The organism is Pseudomonas sp. NPDC089752, assembly GCF_044748725.1.
In the GTDB taxonomy this organism is placed as follows: Bacteria; Pseudomonadota; Gammaproteobacteria; order Pseudomonadales; family Pseudomonadaceae; genus Aquipseudomonas.
This window is the reverse complement of sequence record NZ_JBIVGP010000006.1, coordinates 80,514-97,344: the sequence shown is the minus strand read 5'-3', so window position 1 is coordinate 97,344 and position 16,831 is coordinate 80,514. Positions and strand designations below refer to the sequence as shown.

Genomic DNA, 16,831 nt, shown 5'->3' with positions numbered 1-16,831 from the left:
CACAACTTTCACCGACCCAGCGCAAAGATCGAGTCCCAGCAACGATTACAGTTACCCCTGAGCGCCACCAAGAGCGCCACCATCGACCTGATGACGAGGATCCACCATGGTTTCATCCACCCCCGCGCCCCACTACGCGCGCCTGTCCATCGCCCTGCACTGGCTGATGCTGGTGCTGCTGGCCGCCGTGTACGCCTGCATCGAGTTGCGCGGCCTGTTCCCCAAGGCCAGCGCCGAGCGCAACCTGATGAAGGACCTGCACTTCATGCTCGGCCTCACGGTCTTCGTGCTGGTCTGGCTGCGCCTGGCCGTGCGCCTGAGCCGCCCTGCGCCGCCCATCGTACCCAAGCCGCCGGCCTGGCAGATCGGCCTTGCCCACCTGATGCATATGGCCCTGTATCTGCTGATGATCGGCCTGCCGTTGGCCGGCTGGCTGATCCTCAGTGCCGCCGACAAGCCGGTGCCATTTTATGGCCTGGAGTTGCCGCACCTGATCAGTGCGGATCCCGACCAGGCCAAGTTCATCAAGGGCTGGCATGAGCGCGTGGCCACCTGGGGTTACTGGCTGATCGGCCTGCACGCGCTGGCCGGGCTGTATCACCACTTCGTGCAGCGCGACAACACGCTGCTGCGCATGCTGCCCTACAAGTAACCGCGTCGGCCCTGCAAGCCACCGGTGTGGACGAAGATCAGCCGAGTGCCGGGTGCGAATAGCCCGGCCTCGACCTGATCGCGCAGGGCCAGCAGGGCCTTGCCGGTGTAAAGCGCTTCCAGGGGTATGCCCGTGTGGCGTTCGGTTTCATCGATGAACGCCAGCAACTCATCATCCAACTTGGCGAAACCGCCCCGGCAGGCTTCGTGCAACTGGTAGCCACGCGCGCCAGCCAGCCCTGCGACGGTTTCTGGCACGCCATGATTCATCGGCACCGCCAAGGCGCCATGCACCGCATGAACCCCCGCCTCGGCGAGCACCAGCCCCGCCAGGGTCGTACCACTGCCGGCGGCCAGCCACCAAACGTCATAGTCCGACCAAGCCAGTGAGGCAAGCTGAGCCCTGGCCTGCTTGACGATCAACTTACATCCCTGAGCACCGGCCAAGCCACCACCACCTTCTGGGATGCAATGCCAGCCGGGGTAGCGCGCCTGCCAGGGTTCCCAGAAGCCAGCGTCGTTACGACTGCGATAGCCGCCATAGCCAAGCCAGTGCAGCTCCATGCCGAAGGCCTGCAGATCACGCACCGTGGGCGTGTCCTGGGCATGGCCGCGCAACAGGCCCGCAGTGGCGAAGCCGAAACGCTTGCCGGCGGCGGCCAGTGCGTGAAGGTGGTTGGAGTGGTTACCGCCCAGGCTGATCAGCCCTGGGGCGCCTGCTGCATGGGCATGCAGAAGGTGGTGGCGCAATTTGAACCACTTGTTGCCACTGATCAGCGGATCGATCAGGTCGAGGCGCAGGATGCCGGCATCGATCCCGGCAGTTGCCAACCAGGGAAGGTCGAGCGGTTGCAGCGGGGCGTTGGGAGGGTCTGAAAAGGGGATGGTCATGCGCGTCAGTTTACAGCGAAAGGGCCGCAACGCGGCCCCTGCCCTGTCAGAGCTCGGCAGCCAACCGCGAGCCCTGGTTGATCGCGCGCTTGGCATCCAGCTCCGCCGCCACATCCGCGCCGCCAATCAGGTGCACCGACTGCCCCGCAGCCACCAGGCCGTCGTGCAGTTCACGCAGCGGCTCCTGCCCGGCGCAGATCACCACATTGTCCACCGCCAGCACCTGGGGCTCACCCTCGCCAATCCGGATGTGCAGCCCAGCATCGTCGATACCCAGGTACTCGACGCTGTTGAGCATCTGCACCTGCTTGTTCTTGAGCCCGGTACGGTGGATCCAGCCGGTGGTCTTGCCCAGGCCGTCGCCAACCTTGGACTTCTTGCGCTGCAACAGGTAAACCTGCCGCGCTGGCGCATGCGGCTGTGCCTTGATCCCGGCCACACCGCCACGCGCCTCAAGGTCGGTATCGATGCCCCACTCCTTCCAGAACGCCTCGCGGTCCTGGCTGCTGGCCACACCCTGGTGCACCAGGTATTCGGAGACATCGAAGCCGATCCCACCCGCGCCGATCACCGCCACCGCCTCACCGACCGGCTTGCGCTGCAACAATACGTCGAGGTAGCTGAGCACCTTGGCGTGCTCGACGCCTGGAATCGCCGGGGTACGTGGCGCGATGCCGGTGGCCAGGATGATTTCGTCGAAACCACCCGCCACCAGCTCCGATACGTCCACGCGGGTGTTCAGGCGCAGGTCTACACCTGTGCTCTTAATCTTGTTACGGAAGTAGCGAAGAGTCTCGAAGAACTCCTCCTTGCCCGGCACCCGCTTGGCGACATTGAACTGCCCACCGATCTCGCTGGCGCTGTCGAACAGGGTCACTTCATGGCCACGCTCGGCAGCCACGGTGGCGGCTGCCAGGCCAGCGGGGCCGGCACCGACCACGGCAATGCGCTTCACCGCACGCACAGGCAGGTAGTTGAGCTCGGTCTCGTGGCAGGCGCGCGGGTTGACCAGGCAGCTGGTCAGCTTGCCGCCAAAGGTGTGGTCCAGGCAGGCCTGGTTGCAGCCGATGCAGGTGTTGATCTCGTCGCTGCGCCCCTCAGCCGCCTTGTTGACGAAGTCAGGATCGGCCAGGAACGGCCGGGCCATCGAGACCATGTCGGCATCACCCTCGGCGAGCACCGCCTCGGCCACTTCCGGGGTGTTGATGCGGTTGGTGGTGATCAGCGGAATCTTCACGGCGCCACGCAGCTTGGCGGTGACCTTGCTGAACGCCGCGCGCGGCACCTTGGTGGCGATGGTAGGAATGCGCGCTTCGTGCCAGCCGATGCCGGTGTTGATGATCGTCGCGCCGGCCTGTTCGATGGCCTTGGCCAGCAGCTCGATCTCGTCCCAGGTGCTGCCGCCCTCGACCAGGTCGAGCATCGACAGGCGGAAGATGATGATGAAGTTCGGGCCAACGGCGTCGCGCACCCGGCTGACGATGTCCACCGCCAGGCGCATGCGGTTCTCGTAGCTGCCCCCCCAGCGGTCGGTGCGGTGGTTGGTGTGGGCGGCGAGGAACTGGTTGATGAAGTAGCCTTCCGAACCCATGATTTCGACGCCGTCATAGCCGGCGCGCTGGGCCAGCATGGCGCAATTGACGAAGTCGGCGATCTGCTTCTCGATGCCCGCCTCGTCCAGCTCCTTGGGCTTGAACGGGTTGATCGGCGCCTGGATCGCGCTTGGCGCCACCTGACGCGGGCTGTAGGCGTAGCGGCCAGCATGCAGGATCTGCAGGCAGATCTTGCCACCAGCTTCATGCACGGCCTCGGTGACGATGCGGTGCTTGTCGGCCTCTTCTTCGGTGCTCAACTTGGCTGCGCCGGAATACACCCCGCCTTCATCGTTGGGCGCGATACCACCGGTGACCATCAGGCCGACACCGCCACGGGCGCGCTCGGCAAAATAGGCTGCCATGCGCTCGAAGCCGCCGGGGCGCTCCTCGAGGCCAGTATGCATCGACCCCATCAGGGTGCGATTGCGCAGGGTGGTGAAGCCCAGGTCGAGCGGGGCCAGCAAATGCGGATAGCGGTCGGCAGCCATGGATGGATTCCCCAGGTGGCGTGATCACGGAATGCGGGTGCCTCAACGGGCCCCGTCGTTTATCTGGCAGTGACATTAAACAGCCGTTTGAATGCGCTCAATGATCGAAACTGACAACTTATTGATCCTCCCGCACAGCAGGACTACCCTAGGAAGCTCCGTACCCAAGGCGCTGTAACGCTGCATGCGAAAACTTCTGGCAAGCGCCCTGGCGCTGGTGATCATCGCCGCCCTTGGCGGCTATGGCTTCTGGACCCAACAACGTCCGGAAGGCCACTACCTCTCCGACTTGCGCATCGAACTGGCGCTCAACCATGGCGTGCCCGGCGCACAGGGCAATCTGCTGGGCGTCGAGCCTCTGCTCTACCCCAGCGATTACCAGAACCTGCAGCGCCTGCACCGCAAGCTCTCGGCCTACCTGCAACAAGCCCGCGACCAGGGCCTGGTCGGCCCGCGCACGGTGGTGGTGCTGCCCGAACACATCGGCACCTGGCTGTGGGCGCGCGGCGAAAAGAACGAGCTGTATCAGGCTACCCGCAACCGCGAGGCCGAGCAGTGGCTGGAGCTGAGCAACCCGCTGCGCTATGGCCTGGCGATGCTGCGAGCCAGCGGCGACGATCGTCGGGCCGACGCCCACCTGCGCATGAAAGCCCAGCAGATGGCCAGCGACTACCAGCAACTGTTCGGCGGCCTGGCCAAAGAGTTTGGCGTGACGCTGGTAGCCGGCTCGATCGTGCTGCCAGCGCCCTATGTGGAAGAAGGTGTGCTGCATGCCGGCAGCGGGCCGCTGTTCAACAGTAGCGTGGTGTTTGCCGGTGATGGCTCACTGCTGGGCCAACCACAGCGCCAGCAGTACCCCGATAGCGAAGTGCGCAGATACATTCATCACGGTCGGCATTTCCCGCTGCAGGTCCTGCAGACACCGGCTGGGCGGCTGGGCGTACTCATCGGCAGCGACAGCTGGTACCCGGAAAACCAACGCCAACTGGAGCAACAGCAGGTACAGCTGATCGCCAATCCGGTGTTCCTCAGTGGCAAAGGCAGCTGGGAGGCCCCGTGGCGCGGCAACCGCCATCAGGGCGCAGCCGCCGAACTGCCCGTGCAACGTGGCGAAGTCAGCGAACAAAGTGCCTGGCAACGCTTGACCCAGGCTGCGGATGATGGAGTCAGCAGCATGAGCGTTTTCATGCGGGGGCAGTTCTGGGAACAGAGCAGCGACGGCCAGGGCTTTGCCCACCAGGCAGGCGAACTGCTGGCGGGCCCGCCCAGCCACGGTGCCCGCCTGCTGAACTTGTGGTTGTAGGCACATGGCCCGCCCACGTGTGCGCCTGGGCGACCTGTCGGTAGGCTTCGTCCAGCCGCTGGCCGAGGCCTTGCACGGCCTTGGTTACGATCCTCAGCCTCTGCTGCTGCGCTACGGGCTGGACTGCACGCGCCTTGCCGAAGCCGGCGCACGCTTGTCGATTCCGCGCTACATGCATCTGGGGCACGCTGCCATCGCGCTGTGTAGCGAGCCGGCCCTGGGCCTGCGCATGGGTCGTCTCAGCCGACTGGCGCAGGCCGGCCTGGCGGGGGTCACCGCAGCCCAGGCTCCAACCCTGGGCGATGCCGCGCGCACACTGCTGCAATTCGAACCGCTGTATGCCGCCAACTACCGTGGTCAATCAAGCTTCCAGGAAGATGCTCACGGGGCATGGCTGCGCTTTTACTCGATCAGCCCCTACAACGCCTACAACCGTTTCGTCGTCGACTCGCTGCTGACCGGCTGGCTGGCTCAGCTCGCTGCCCTGGTCGATACACCCGTGCACGCAGAGCGCCTGGAGATCGAGTTCGATGCCCCCGACTATGCGGCGCAGTATCAGCCCTTGTGCAGCGGTGCCGTGCAATTCGGCGCCAGCGGCAACCAACTGCGCCTGAGCCGCGCCACGCTGGAGCTGGCCAATCCGCAGCATTGTCCGAGCACCTGGCAGCACCTGCTGCAGCTGTGTGAAACGGAAATGCTGCAACGCACGCGGGTACGCAGCCTGGGTGAGCGCATTACCCACCTTCTGGGCCCGTTGCTCAATGGCGGCCGGGAGCCGGACCTGGAAGAAGTGGCGCTGCGCCTGCAACTGCCCACCTGGACCTTGCGGCGCAAACTGGCAGAGGAAGGTACGCGCTTTCGCGACCTGCTCAATGACACCAGGCGCGACCTGGCCGAGACCTATATCCGCGATACGGAACTGGCCTTCGGCGAGATTGCTTATTTGTTGGGGTTTGCATCGGCGGAGGCCTTCCAGCGCGCATTCAAGCGCTGGACGGGCCTTACGCCGGGGGAGTTCCGCCGCAGCCAGCGGCAGGCCGGTTAAAGCTCGGTGGCGTCGTCGGCCGGCTCCGGTGGGTCCAGCTCGTAGGCCTGAAACTCCAGCAGCTCTTCCTGATAATCATCCATTGCCCTGCGTCCTCTTCTCTCATTTGTCTTCGTTGGTCATGCCTTCAACCTAAGCAGGTGGGATGAAGAAATGATGACAAGCTTATGAGTGGTAAACGTAGCAGGTGTTCAGGAACTTATCGCCGCTCATCTGTAACAGTGTCTGTACCGAGCTGATCGCACTTAAAGCGGAGCGGGTGTCGCCTCTGTGGGCTGCGGATCCTGCTGTACCTGGATAGGCGCCGATTCGGTGGGCGGTGCGACAGGTTGTGAACTCTGACTGTCATCCACGACTGGCGCTGCTGCAGCCTCGCTGGCTGGCGCGATTGCATTTGCCGCCGGCGCTTCGGGAGCGGCCACGGGTGCAGCAGAGACCTGCTCGGGCAGCCCAAGGGCTGGCGCTGGATTGTCGATTTTTGGCGCAGGCGCCTCGGCCTTGGCTTTGCTCACCTTCTTGGGTTTGGGCAAGTAACTTTCGACCAAGGCGAAATAACGCTCGTAGAACTGCGGCGCAGTTACCGTTTCGCTGGCGACCTTGACCATGGAATCGTCGCTGGAGCCGATCGGCATCGATACCGAGCCCAATATGCCAACACCCAGGCTGGCAGAGGTATTGGACTTCTTCAGCGCATAACGGTCCTGCAGCGCGTTGGCGAACATGGTCGAACGCTGCTCGTCGCTGCTGTCAGGCGCACAGGTGACGCTGAAGCTGATCTGCAGGTGGTTATCGCTGTTCTGCTGGAAACTCTTGTTACCAGCGACCTGATTGGTACCACTGCTGGTGATGATATAGCCCTGGCTCAGCAGCGCACGCCGTGCGGCCTCGCACGTACCGGCCTCGCTGACCGGGAAGCTGCGCGAGTAGGTCCCCGAGTCATCGAAGTTTTCGTGCTCGTAAATGGCGGCTTTTTTCGAGGAGCAACCGGACACGCCCGCCAGCACCAGGGCCAGCCCGAGCGCACCAAAGACGGATGATCTGGTCATTGCCAATTCCGGGTAAGTCGAGAGGTGCCTATTGTGCCTCACAGCACCCCTGCACTGAAACCGTTCATCAGTGAAGAGTCTGTCAGCATCGTGTAAATGTCGAATGTGCAGACGCACAAACGAAAAAAGCGACCCTAAGGTCGCTTTCTCGTTTTGCTTCGAGGCGTTCAAGGGGCCTCGAGGCGAAGATGGCGCAGCGGACGGGACTCGAACCCGCGACCCCCGGCGTGACAGGCCGGTATTCTAACCGACTGAACTACCGCTGCGTATCGCTTGGGCTTGCGCCCGGTTGAAACTGGGAGCCGCCCTTCCGGCACAAAGGCCTCAGGGCAGGCACAAAAAAAGCGACACGATGATCGCTCTTTCTGTTGTTTCGAGGCGTTCAAGGGGCCTCGAAACGAAGATGGCGCAGCGGACGGGACTCGAACCCGCGACCCCCGGCGTGACAGGCCGGTATTCTAACCGACTGAACTACCGCTGCGTATCGTTCAGGCTTGCGCCCGATTGAAACTGGGATCAGCCTCCGGCATAACTGCCTTCGACTTCAGACCGGTGCCAGGCACCCATCTGTTACTGAAAAATGGCGCAGCGGACGGGACTCGAACCCGCGACCCCCGGCGTGACAGGCCGGTATTCTAACCGACTGAACTACCGCTGCGCAGTGCGTTTCTCTCTTGCCAGCTGCTTCATCAGAAGCATCCAGCGCTAGAAACAATCTCAGGAAGTGGTGGGTGATGACGGGATCGAACCGCCGACCCTCTGCTTGTAAGGCAGATGCTCTCCCGGCTGAGCTAATCACCCCCGCGATGTTGCTTGTTGCGTTTGCTTCGCTGAGGCCGCGAAATTTACGCAGATGCCGATGCTAAGTCAATAGCCCCGTTGAATTTTTTTCAAAAAAGGCAAAAACGTGAAAGGGGCCTTTCGGCCCCCTTCACTTACAGCATCATGCTCAGGTGTAGATCATCTTGCGGGTCATGCCGCCATCGACCACGAACTCCTGGCCGGTGACGAATGCTGCCTGGCGTGACAGCAACCAGGACACCATGGCCGCCACATCCTCCACCGTCCCTACCCTGCCCGTCGGGTGCTGGGCATGGTCGGCCTCGGTCAACGGCTCGGCACGACGCTGGGACGGGTCCCGCGCATCGATCCAGCCCGGGCTCACCGCATTGACGCGGATCTCCGGGCCCAGGCTCATGGCCAGTGCATGGGTCAAGGCCACCAGGCCACCCTTGCTTGCCGCATAGGCCTCGGTATCGGGCTCGGACTGCCGAGCACGGGTCGAGGTCAGGTTGACGATCGCACCATTGTGCGCACGCAAGTACGGCGCACAGTGCTTGGCCAACAGCATCGGGCCATTGAGGTTGACCGCCAGCACCCGATTCCATTGCGCCAGGCTCAGGCTCTCCAGGGTCTGGTTGTGCGGGTTGGCGATGGCCGCGTTGCATACCAGCGCGTCAAGCCGACCGAACTGCCCCAGCACTTCGGAAACCCCGGCACTGACCTGGGCTTCGTCAGCAACGTCCATGGTGATGAACCAGGCATTCTCGCCCAGGGCCTTGGCGACCTTGGCTCCGCGCGGGCGGTCGAGATCGCTGAGCACCACCTGCCAGCCTTCGCAGATCAACCAGGCGGCGATACCCAGGCCAATGCCGCGTGCGGCACCCGTGACCAAAGCTACCCGGCCGTTATGGCCGGGTGCACCGCCCCTGATTTCGATCACAGTGCCGCCAGCCCACGTGCAAGGTCCGCCTGCAGGTCGGCCACGTCTTCCAAGCCGACAGCAACGCGAACCAGGCTGTCACGAATACCCGCCGCCTCACGCTCTTGCGGCGACAAACGGCCGTGGGAGGTGGTGGCCGGGTGCGCGATGGTGGTCTTGCTGTCACCCAGGTTGGTGGTGATCGAGATCACCCGGGTGGCATCGATGAAGCGCCAGGCGCCTTCCTTGCCACCTTTCACCTCGAAGCTGACCACTGCACCAAAGCCACTCATCTGGCGCTTGGCCAGTTCGTGTTGCGGGTGGCTTGGCAGGCCGGCGTAGTGCACCTTCTCGATGCCGTCCTGCTGCTCCAGCCACTCGGCCAGCTGCTGGGCGCTCTCGCAGTGCGCACGCATGCGCAGCTTGAGGGTTTCCAGGCCCTTGGTGAAGATCCAGGCGTTGAACGGGCTAAGGGTCGGGCCGGCGGTACGCAGGAAGCCCACCACTTCTTTCATCTGCTCGCTGCGCCCGGCCACCACGCCGCCCATGCAACGGCCCTGGCCGTCGATGAACTTGGTTGCCGAGTGGAACACGATGTCGGCACCCAGCTTGAGCGGCTGCTGCAGCGCCGGGGTGCTGAAGCAGTTGTCCACCACCAGCATGGCGCCACGGGCATGGGCGACTTCGCTGAGGGCGGTGATATCGACCAGCTCGGCCAGCGGGTTGGACGGCGACTCGACGATCAGCAGCTTGGTGTTGGCCTTGATGGCCTTCGCCCAACCCGACAGGTCGACCAGCGGCACGTAGTCCACCTCGACGCCAAAGCGTTTGAAATACTTCTCGAACAGGCTGATGGTCGAGCCGAACACGCTCTGCGACACCAGCACATGATCACCGGCGCTGCACAGCGACATGACCACGGCGAGGATCGCCGCCATGCCTGTGGAGGTGGCCACGGCCTGCTCGGCGCCTTCCATGGCCGCCAGGCGCTCCTCGAAGGCACGCACGGTCGGGTTGGTGTAGCGCGAATAGACGTTGCCCGGGGTTTCACCGGCAAAACGCGCGGCCGCATCGGCAGCCGTGCGGAAGACATAGCTTGAGGTCAGGAACAGCGCTTCGCTGTGCTCCGCCTCCGGTGTGCGGTTCTGACCGGCACGCACCGCGAGGGTGTCGAAACCGACACCCTCGAGGTCGCTGTCCAGTCGCCCGGCATCCCATTGATCCGTCATGCCGTCGCTCCCTGAATCAGTTGTTGTAGAGGTCGATGATCGCGCTGACCGCCTGGGTCTTCACCTTGGCCAGGTCATTTCGGGCCTGCTCGATGCGATCGAGGTAGGCTTCGTCGATGTCGCCGGTGACGTATTCACCGTTGAACACCGCGCAATCGAAGTGCTCGATCTTGATCTTGCCGCCACCGACCGAATCGATCAGGTCCGGCAGGTCCTGATAGATCAGCCAATCGGCGCCGATCAACTCGGCCACCTGCTCGGTGGTACGGTTGTGGGCGATCAGTTCGTGAGCGCTCGGCATATCGATGCCGTAGACGTTGGGGTAGCGTACCGCAGGTGCGGCGGAGCAGAAGTAGACGTTTTTCGCGCCGGCTTCGCGGGCCATCTGGATGATCTGCTTGCAGGTGGTGCCACGTACGATCGAGTCGTCGACCAGCATCACGTTCTTGCCGCGGAATTCCAATTCGATGGCGTTGAGCTTCTGGCGCACCGACTTCTTGCGCGCGGCCTGGCCGGGCATGATGAAGGTGCGGCCAATGTAACGGTTCTTGACGAAACCTTCGCGGAACTTGACGCCCAGGCGGTTGGCCAGCTCGAGCGCGGCAGTGCGGCTGGTGTCCGGAATCGGGATGACCACGTCGATGTCGTGCTCAGGGCGCTCGCGCATGATCTTGTCGGCGAGCTTCTCGCCCATGCGCAGACGCGCCTTGTACACCGAGATACCGTCGATGATCGAGTCAGGACGGGCCAGGTAGACGTGTTCGAAGATGCAAGGCTGCAGTTTCGGGCTTTCGGCGCACTGTTTGGTGTACAGCTGGCCTTCTTCGGTGATGTACACCGCTTCGCCCGGCGCCAGGTCGCGGATCAGGGTGAAGCCGAGCACGTCGAGGGCCACGCTTTCCGAGGCGATCATGTATTCCACGCCTTCGTCGGTGTGACGCTGGCCGAATACCACCGGGCGGATGCCGTTGGGGTCGCGGAAGCCGACGATACCGTAGCCGGTAATCATCGCCACCACCGCGTAACCGCCGACGCAGCGGCTGTGCACGTGGGAGACCGCAGCAAACACGTCTTCTTCGGTTGGCTGCAGCTTGCCGCGCACGGCCAGCTCGTGGGCGAACACGTTCAGCAGCACTTCCGAGTCGGAGTTGGTGTTGACGTGGCGCAGGTCGGACTCGTAGATCTCCTTGGCCAACTGCTCGACGTTGGTCAGGTTGCCGTTGTGCGCCAGGGTGATGCCGTACGGTGAGTTGACGTAGAACGGCTGGGCCTCGGCCGAAGTGGAGCTGCCCGCAGTCGGGTAACGGACGTGGCCGATACCCATGTGGCCTACCAGGCGCTGCATGTGGCGCTGCTGGAAGACATCGCGCACCAGGCCATTATCCTTGCGCAGGAACAACCGGCCGTCGTGGCTGGTCACGATACCGGCAGCATCCTGGCCGCGGTGCTGGAGGACCGTAAGCGCGTCATACAGCGCCTGATTGACGTTCGACTTACCGACGATACCGACGATGCCACACATGCGACGCAACCCCTACTTTGATGAAACTTGAGTGAATAGCGCTCACGGCTTTGCCGGCCCGAGCAACTGTTCCTTGAACGGAAGATCAGCTGGAGCGCTGATCATCCCACTGGACATCCACTGACTGGAGAAACCCAGAATCAGGTTCTTGGACCAATCAGCGACCAATAGAAATTGTGGTATGAGGCGAGATTCCTGCCACCAGGGATCCTGTTGCACCGGGCCCAGGCTGAGCAGGCCGATGGCCACTACCACAAGCAAGCCTCCGCGCGCAGCGCCGAAGGCCATGCCGAGAAAACGGTCGGTGCCGGACAGCCCGGTAACGCGGATCAGCTCGCCGACGAGGAAATTGACCATCGCCCCCACCAGCAAGGTGGCGACGAACAAAATGGCGCAGCCGGCAATGATGCGCATCGACGGTGTCTGGATATAGCTTTCAAGGTACACCGAGAGCGACCCGCCGAACATCCAGGCGACAGCACCGGCAATGATCCAGATGAGCAGGGACAAGGCTTCCTTGACGAAGCCGCGCTTGAGACTGATCAGTGTGGAAACGGCGATGATCGCGATGATCGCCCAATCAACCCAGGTAAATGCCACGGTGCTGCCTGCAGACGTTTGAGGCGGCGCATTTTACCAGAGCGGCGGGCTGTGGGTAAGCAGAATGTCAGGTCGTTTGGCAGCGCCTTTATTACGGCGCGGCCCCGCTCCCACAGGCTTTTCGTGGACTCGGAAGTCAAGAAAAGCGCGTAGGAGCGATGCCTCTCAAGCGTCAGCCGCGCTCAGGCTGGAAGCGCACCACGAAACCTTTCAGATTCTGCTTGCGATTGATCGCATCGCGCACGCGCTCGGCCTCGGCCCGCTCGATCAACGGCCCGACATACACCCGGTTCATGCCACCGGCCGAACGGATGTAAGCGTTGTAGCCCTGGCTACGCAGCGTATTCTGCAAGCTCTCGGCACCCGCCCGATTGGAAAGGCTGGCCAACTGGATCGACCAACTCACCGGCAGGCCGTTGACGTCGACCTTCGACGGCGCGGTCGCCGTGGCCGCAGGGGCTGGCGCTGGTGTTGCAGCCTTGGGCGCGGGCGTCGGCACCGGCGTCTGGGCTTTGGGTTGCGCCTGGGTCTGTGGCGAGGGCGTGATCGGCTGGCTCGGCGTAGTTGCCGGCGCGGTGGATTCATTGACCACCACGGGCGGCTGCTGTGGCTCTTCCGGCAGCGGTTGCGGCTCAGGTACCGCAACCGGCTCCACCTTGACTTCAGGCAATGTCGGCATCGCCGGGGCCTGCGGGGCCTCGACGCGCACCTGGCGCATCTCGTCCTCGCGGGTGAACAGCATCGGCAGGAAGATCACCGCCAGCGCCACCAGCACCAACGCACCCACCATGCGCTGCTTCATCCCTTTGTCCAGCACTGCCATCTATTCACCCCTCCAGGGCCTGGCGCCCCAGCCATTCCAGGGCCTCGGCGACACAGAAAAACGAACCGAACAGCAGGATCTGGTCATCCGCCGTCGCCTGCGCGCATTGCCCTTCGAGGGCGGCATCGACACTGGCATAAGACTTCACCGCAACGCCGCGGTTCGTCAAGGCATCCACCAGTTCGGCGGGCGGACGGCTGCGGGGCGACTGCAACGGCGTGACCGCCCAATCGTCAACCAGGCACTGCAAGGGTTCGAGGACGCCTTCCAGGTCTTTGTCGGCAAGCAATCCGAAGACAGCCAAGCGCCGACCTTTGAGCGGTCGCGCCGACAGGCGACGCGCCAGGTACTCTGCCGCATGGGGGTTATGCCCCACATCCAGCAGCAGTTCCACACGCTTGCCTCGCCAATTCAGTGTGCGACGATCCAGCCGCCCGGTGATGCGGGTTGCGAGCAGCGCCTTGCGGACCTGCCCGATATCCCAGGGCAGGCCCATCAACAGGTACGCCTGCAAGGCCAGCGTGGCGTTCTCCATTGGCAGGTCGAGCAGCGGCAGGTCGCGCAACTCTACCCGTGCGCCGTCGACCGTGGTGCCACGCCAGTGCCAGACGCCTTCGGCGCTGGTCAAATCAAAGTCATGGCCGCGCAGGAACAGCGGCGCCGCCAATTCACGGGCCTTGTCCAGCAATGGCTGAGGCGGATCCAGGTCGCCGCACAGCGCCGGCTTGCCCCGGCGGAAGATGCCGGCTTTCTCGAAGGCCACCGACTCACGGGTATCACCCAGGTAATCGACATGATCGACACCAATACTGGTGACCAGCGCCAGATCGGCATCGATCACGTTCACGGTATCCAGGCGACCACCCAGCCCCACTTCGAGCACCACGGCATCGAGCTCAGACTGATAGAACAGCCAGAACGCCGCCAGGGTACCCATTTCGAAGTAGGTCAGAGAAATTTCGCCCCGCGCCGCTTCGACAGCGGCGAAGGCTTCGCACAGGTGCTCATCGCTGGCCTCATGGCCGTCGATCAGCACCCGTTCGTTATAACGCAACAGGTGTGGCGAGCTGTACACGCCAACCTTGAGCCCCTGGGCACGCAGCAGCGACGCTACGAACGCGCACGTCGAGCCCTTGCCGTTGGTGCCGGTGACTGTCACCACACGGGGCGCCAGCTTGCCCAGCGCCAACCGGGCAAGCACCTGTTGCGAGCGCTCCAGCCCCATGTCGATCGCCGACGGGTGCAGTTGCTCGAGGTAGGCGAGCCAGTCGCCCAGGGTTCTTTCTTTCATCACGCGACCGCAGCGACCTCACGGGCCTGCTCAGGCGTTTCCTGACCGGTCATCTGTGCCAGCAGACGGGCCAGACGCGGACGCAGATCGCCACGGGAAATGATCAGGTCGATGGCGCCGTGCTCCAGCAGGAACTCACTGCGCTGGAAGCCTTCCGGCAGTTTTTCACGCACGGTCTGCTCGATCACGCGCGGGCCGGCGAAGCCAATCAGTGCCTTCGGCTCACCGACGATGACGTCGCCGAGCATTGCCAGGCTGGCGGATACGCCACCGTAGACCGGGTCGGTCAGCACGGAGATGAACGGAATGCCTTCCTCGCGAAGACGCGCCAGCACGGCCGAAGTCTTGGCCATCTGCATCAGCGAGATCAGGGCTTCCTGCATGCGGGCGCCGCCGGAGGCCGAGAAGCAGATCATCGGGCAGCGGTTTTCCAGGGCGTAGTTGGCAGCGCGAACGAAACGCTCACCGACGATGGCACCCATCGAGCCACCCATGAACGAGAACTCGAAGGCGCTGACCACGATCGGCATGCCCATCAGGGTGCCGCTCATGGAGATCAGGGCGTCTTTCTCACCGGTCTGCTTCTGCGCACCGGTCAGGCGGTCTTTGTACTTCTTGCCGTCACGGAACTTCAGGCGGTCGACTGGCTCCAGCTCGGCGCCCAGTTCGGCACGGCCTTCGGCGTCGAGGAAGATGTCGATGCGTGCACGGGCGCCGATGCGCATGTGATGGTTGCACTTGGGGCAGACATCCAGGGTTTTTTCCAGCTCCGGGCGATACAGCACGGCCTCGCAGGCTGGGCACTTGTGCCACAGGCCTTCCGGCACCGAGCTCTTCTTCACCTCGGAACGCATGATCGAAGGGATCAGTTTGTCGACTAACCAGTTGCTCATGCTTTATTTCTCCAGTATTGGCGGGCGGGGACCGGTCTGGCCGGCCATGCCCTGCCCTTTGAGCTCAATGTCTTCTATGAAACGATGACGGCTCGGCCGCAGGGGCTGCCTGCGCGTCGCGCCGCCTTCAATATGTGCTTTGGCCGCCCGGCATGCCGGCAGCCACCCCGCAGGGCTGCGATAGCTATGGACGATGGCGCGCAGCCAGCCGTCACATCTGGCATCACGCCTGTTTGACCGCGCGCATGAACGCTTCGATTTTCGCGGCGTCCTTGATGCCTTTGGCCTGCTCGACGCCACCACTGACATCCACGGCATAAGGCTTGACCTGCGCAATGGCCTGGCCAACGTTATCAGCAGACAACCCCCCGGCAAGAATGATCGGCTTGCTCAGCCGTGCCGGCACCAGCGACCAGTCGAACGCCTCGCCGGTCCCCCCCGGGACGCCGGCAACATAGGTATCGAGCAGGATGCCACGGGCGCCGGAATAAAGTCGGCAAGCAGCCTCGATATCGTCCCCCGCACGCACCCGCAGTGCCTTGATCCAGGGCTTGTGATAGCCCTCGCAATCGGCCGGGGTTTCGTCGCCGTGGAACTGTAGCAGGTCCAGCGGCACCACCTCGAGGATCTCGTTGAGTTCGCAGCGCGAGGCGTTGACGAACAGGCCCACCGTGGTCACGAACGGCGGCAGCTCGGCGATGATCGCTCGCGCCTGGCGCACGTCGACGGCCCGCGGGCTCTTGGCGTAGAACACGAAGCCGATGGCATCTGCCCCTGCCTCGGCGGCGGCCAGCGCGTCTTCGATGCGGGTAATCCCGCAGATCTTGCTGCGAACGTTGCTCATGGACTGCAAACCCTGAGAGATCACTGAAAGGCCCGATGGTAGCAAAAGCCTTTTCACCCGTCAGTCGGCCAACGCCTCGTAGCCGGTGAGAAAGTGTGGGCCAATGTAACGTCGTGGCAGCTGAAATTCTTCTGGGTACTCTACCTGCACCAGGTACAGACCATACGGATGCGCCGTGACGCCGCCTTCGCGGCGGTTGCGCCCCTCCAGCACCTCACGCGCCCAGCTCGCCGGGCGCTCGCCGGCGCCGATGGTCATCAGCACCCCGGCGATGCTGCGCACCATGTGGTGCAGGAACGCGGTGGCGCGCACGTCCAGCACGATCATCTGGCCATGACGGGTCACGCGCAGGTGATGGATGTGCTTGATCGGCGATTTTGCCTGGCACTGGCTGGCGCGGAAGGCGCTGAAGTCGTGGGTGCCGAGCAGGTACTGCGCAGCCTCGGCCATGCGCTCGACATCCAGTGGGCGGTGGTTCCAGGTCACCTCCTCAGCCAGGTGAGCCGGGCGGATCGGGTCGTTGTAGATCACGTAGCGATAGCGCCGGGCGGTGGCCTTGAAGCGGGCATGGAAGTCCGCCGGCATCGGCCGCGACCAGACCACGCTGATGTCGTGGGGCAGGTTGAAGTTGGTGCCGAGGGTCCAGGCGCGCTCGTCGCGGATGGCCTGGGTATCGAAATGCACGATCTGCCCGCAGCCGTGCACGCCGGCATCGGTGCGCCCGGCGCAGACCACGCTGATCGGCTCGTTGGCGACTTTCGACAGGGCCTGTTCCAGCGCCTGCTGGACGCTGGGCACGCCGCTGGCCTGGCGCTGCCAACCGCGGTAGCGCGAGCCTTTGTATTCCACGCCCAGGGCGATGCGGGTGAAGCCTGCGGCGGCCGATTCGGTGTCGATGATGTCCAAGC

The 16,831-nt window shown here is 63.7% G+C and carries 15 protein-coding genes and 4 tRNA genes; 3 read left to right on the top strand and 16 right to left on the bottom strand.

Annotation, left to right across the window (positions count from 1 at the left end; genetic code table 11):
* Window positions 1-106: 106 nt before the first annotated feature.
* A complete protein-coding gene (locus tag ACIPZF_RS11810; RefSeq protein WP_400799110.1) occupies window positions 107-652 on the top strand; it encodes a cytochrome b in 546 nt (181 codons plus the stop codon).
* Here ACIPZF_RS11810 and ACIPZF_RS11805 read toward each other — a convergent pair.
* On the bottom strand, window positions 643-1,542 hold the full coding sequence (locus ACIPZF_RS11805) for a 1-aminocyclopropane-1-carboxylate deaminase/D-cysteine desulfhydrase (protein WP_400799107.1): 900 nt from the start codon (window positions 1,540-1,542) through the stop codon (window positions 643-645). The genes ACIPZF_RS11810 and ACIPZF_RS11805 overlap by 10 nt on opposite strands.
* A gap of 46 nt (window positions 1,543-1,588) precedes the next feature.
* The gene (locus ACIPZF_RS11800; RefSeq protein ID WP_400799105.1) at window positions 1,589-3,625 is read right to left on the bottom strand and encodes an FAD-dependent oxidoreductase; all 2,037 of its coding nucleotides are present in this window, start codon (window positions 3,623-3,625) and stop codon (window positions 1,589-1,591) included.
* A 184-nt stretch (window positions 3,626-3,809) separates the two neighbouring features.
* Here ACIPZF_RS11800 and ACIPZF_RS11795 point away from each other — a divergent pair, with 184 nt between their 5' ends.
* Window positions 3,810-4,928, top strand: coding sequence for a nitrilase-related carbon-nitrogen hydrolase (locus ACIPZF_RS11795; RefSeq protein ID WP_400799102.1), 1,119 nt, complete (start codon window positions 3,810-3,812; stop codon window positions 4,926-4,928).
* Between the two features lie 4 nt (window positions 4,929-4,932).
* Window positions 4,933-5,973, top strand: coding sequence for an AraC family transcriptional regulator (locus ACIPZF_RS11790; protein WP_400799100.1), 1,041 nt, complete (start codon window positions 4,933-4,935; stop codon window positions 5,971-5,973).
* Window positions 5,974-6,218: 245 nt separating this feature from the next.
* Here the strand turns inward: ACIPZF_RS11790 and ACIPZF_RS11785 are convergent, their stop codons facing one another.
* From ACIPZF_RS11785 to truA, 14 genes are all read right to left on the bottom strand, one after another.
* Window positions 6,219-7,019: a DUF2242 domain-containing protein gene (locus ACIPZF_RS11785; protein WP_400799098.1), complete on the bottom strand. Its 801-nt coding sequence runs from the start codon at window positions 7,017-7,019 to the stop codon at window positions 6,219-6,221.
* 189 nt (window positions 7,020-7,208) lie between these two features.
* Window positions 7,209-7,285, bottom strand: a tRNA-Asp gene (locus tag ACIPZF_RS11780).
* 138 nt (window positions 7,286-7,423) lie between these two features.
* Window positions 7,424-7,500 (bottom strand) — tRNA-Asp (locus tag ACIPZF_RS11775).
* Between the two features lie 100 nt (window positions 7,501-7,600).
* Window positions 7,601-7,677: transfer RNA gene (locus ACIPZF_RS11770), tRNA-Asp, on the bottom strand.
* Window positions 7,678-7,744: 67 nt separating this feature from the next.
* Window positions 7,745-7,820: transfer RNA gene (locus ACIPZF_RS11765), tRNA-Val, on the bottom strand.
* A 148-nt stretch (window positions 7,821-7,968) separates the two neighbouring features.
* A complete protein-coding gene (locus ACIPZF_RS11760) occupies window positions 7,969-8,742 on the bottom strand; it encodes an SDR family oxidoreductase (protein ID WP_400799095.1) in 774 nt (257 codons plus the stop codon).
* The gene (locus tag ACIPZF_RS11755) at window positions 8,739-9,950 is read right to left on the bottom strand and encodes an O-succinylhomoserine sulfhydrylase (RefSeq protein ID WP_400799093.1); all 1,212 of its coding nucleotides are present in this window, start codon (window positions 9,948-9,950) and stop codon (window positions 8,739-8,741) included. Before ACIPZF_RS11755 ends, ACIPZF_RS11760 begins: the two co-directional genes overlap by 4 nt.
* A 16-nt stretch (window positions 9,951-9,966) precedes the next feature.
* The gene (purF, locus tag ACIPZF_RS11750) at window positions 9,967-11,472 is read right to left on the bottom strand and encodes an amidophosphoribosyltransferase (protein ID WP_400799091.1); all 1,506 of its coding nucleotides are present in this window, start codon (window positions 11,470-11,472) and stop codon (window positions 9,967-9,969) included.
* A 42-nt stretch (window positions 11,473-11,514) separates the two neighbouring features.
* Window positions 11,515-12,072: a CvpA family protein gene (locus ACIPZF_RS11745; protein ID WP_400799088.1), complete on the bottom strand. Its 558-nt coding sequence runs from the start codon at window positions 12,070-12,072 to the stop codon at window positions 11,515-11,517.
* 172 nt (window positions 12,073-12,244) lie between these two features.
* Entirely contained in the window at window positions 12,245-12,895 is a 651-nt protein-coding gene (locus ACIPZF_RS11740; protein WP_400799086.1) for an SPOR domain-containing protein, read from the bottom strand.
* Between the two features lie 4 nt (window positions 12,896-12,899).
* A complete protein-coding gene (folC, locus tag ACIPZF_RS11735; protein ID WP_400799083.1) occupies window positions 12,900-14,186 on the bottom strand; it encodes a bifunctional tetrahydrofolate synthase/dihydrofolate synthase in 1,287 nt (428 codons plus the stop codon).
* Window positions 14,186-15,079, bottom strand: coding sequence for an acetyl-CoA carboxylase, carboxyltransferase subunit beta (accD, locus tag ACIPZF_RS11730; protein WP_400799081.1), 894 nt, complete (start codon window positions 15,077-15,079; stop codon window positions 14,186-14,188). Before accD ends, folC begins: the two co-directional genes overlap by 1 nt.
* A 223-nt stretch (window positions 15,080-15,302) precedes the next feature.
* Window positions 15,303-15,923: a phosphoribosylanthranilate isomerase gene (locus ACIPZF_RS11725; RefSeq protein WP_400799078.1), complete on the bottom strand. Its 621-nt coding sequence runs from the start codon at window positions 15,921-15,923 to the stop codon at window positions 15,303-15,305.
* A 60-nt stretch (window positions 15,924-15,983) separates the two neighbouring features.
* Window positions 15,984-16,829 carry a tRNA pseudouridine(38-40) synthase TruA gene (gene truA, locus ACIPZF_RS11720; protein ID WP_400799075.1) on the bottom strand — a complete coding sequence of 282 codons (846 nt, stop codon included), beginning with the start codon at window positions 16,827-16,829 and terminating at the stop codon, window positions 15,984-15,986.
* Window positions 16,830-16,831 lie beyond the last annotated feature (2 nt).

What these genes read in the sequence shown, in the direction of transcription:
- ACIPZF_RS11810 (WP_400799110.1), top strand. Translation starts at nt 107, where the DNA reads ATGGTTTCATCCACCCCCGCGCCCCACTACGCGCGCCTGTCCATCGCC.
- ACIPZF_RS11805 (WP_400799107.1), bottom strand. Translation starts at nt 1,542, where the DNA reads ATGACCATCCCCTTTTCAGACCCTCCCAACGCCCCGCTGCAACCGCTC.
- ACIPZF_RS11800 (WP_400799105.1), bottom strand. Translation starts at nt 3,625, where the DNA reads ATGGCTGCCGACCGCTATCCGCATTTGCTGGCCCCGCTCGACCTGGGC.
- ACIPZF_RS11795 (WP_400799102.1), top strand. Translation starts at nt 3,810, where the DNA reads ATGCGAAAACTTCTGGCAAGCGCCCTGGCGCTGGTGATCATCGCCGCC.
- ACIPZF_RS11790 (WP_400799100.1), top strand. Translation starts at nt 4,933, where the DNA reads ATGGCCCGCCCACGTGTGCGCCTGGGCGACCTGTCGGTAGGCTTCGTC.
- ACIPZF_RS11785 (WP_400799098.1), bottom strand. Translation starts at nt 7,019, where the DNA reads ATGACCAGATCATCCGTCTTTGGTGCGCTCGGGCTGGCCCTGGTGCTG.
- ACIPZF_RS11755 (WP_400799093.1), bottom strand. Translation starts at nt 9,950, where the DNA reads ATGACGGATCAATGGGATGCCGGGCGACTGGACAGCGACCTCGAGGGT.
- purF (WP_400799091.1), bottom strand. Translation starts at nt 11,472, where the DNA reads ATGTGTGGCATCGTCGGTATCGTCGGTAAGTCGAACGTCAATCAGGCG.
- ACIPZF_RS11740 (WP_400799086.1), bottom strand. Translation starts at nt 12,895, where the DNA reads ATGGCAGTGCTGGACAAAGGGATGAAGCAGCGCATGGTGGGTGCGTTG.
- folC (WP_400799083.1), bottom strand. Translation starts at nt 14,186, where the DNA reads ATGAAAGAAAGAACCCTGGGCGACTGGCTCGCCTACCTCGAGCAACTG.
- accD (WP_400799081.1), bottom strand. Translation starts at nt 15,079, where the DNA reads ATGAGCAACTGGTTAGTCGACAAACTGATCCCTTCGATCATGCGTTCC.
- ACIPZF_RS11725 (WP_400799078.1), bottom strand. Translation starts at nt 15,923, where the DNA reads ATGAGCAACGTTCGCAGCAAGATCTGCGGGATTACCCGCATCGAAGAC.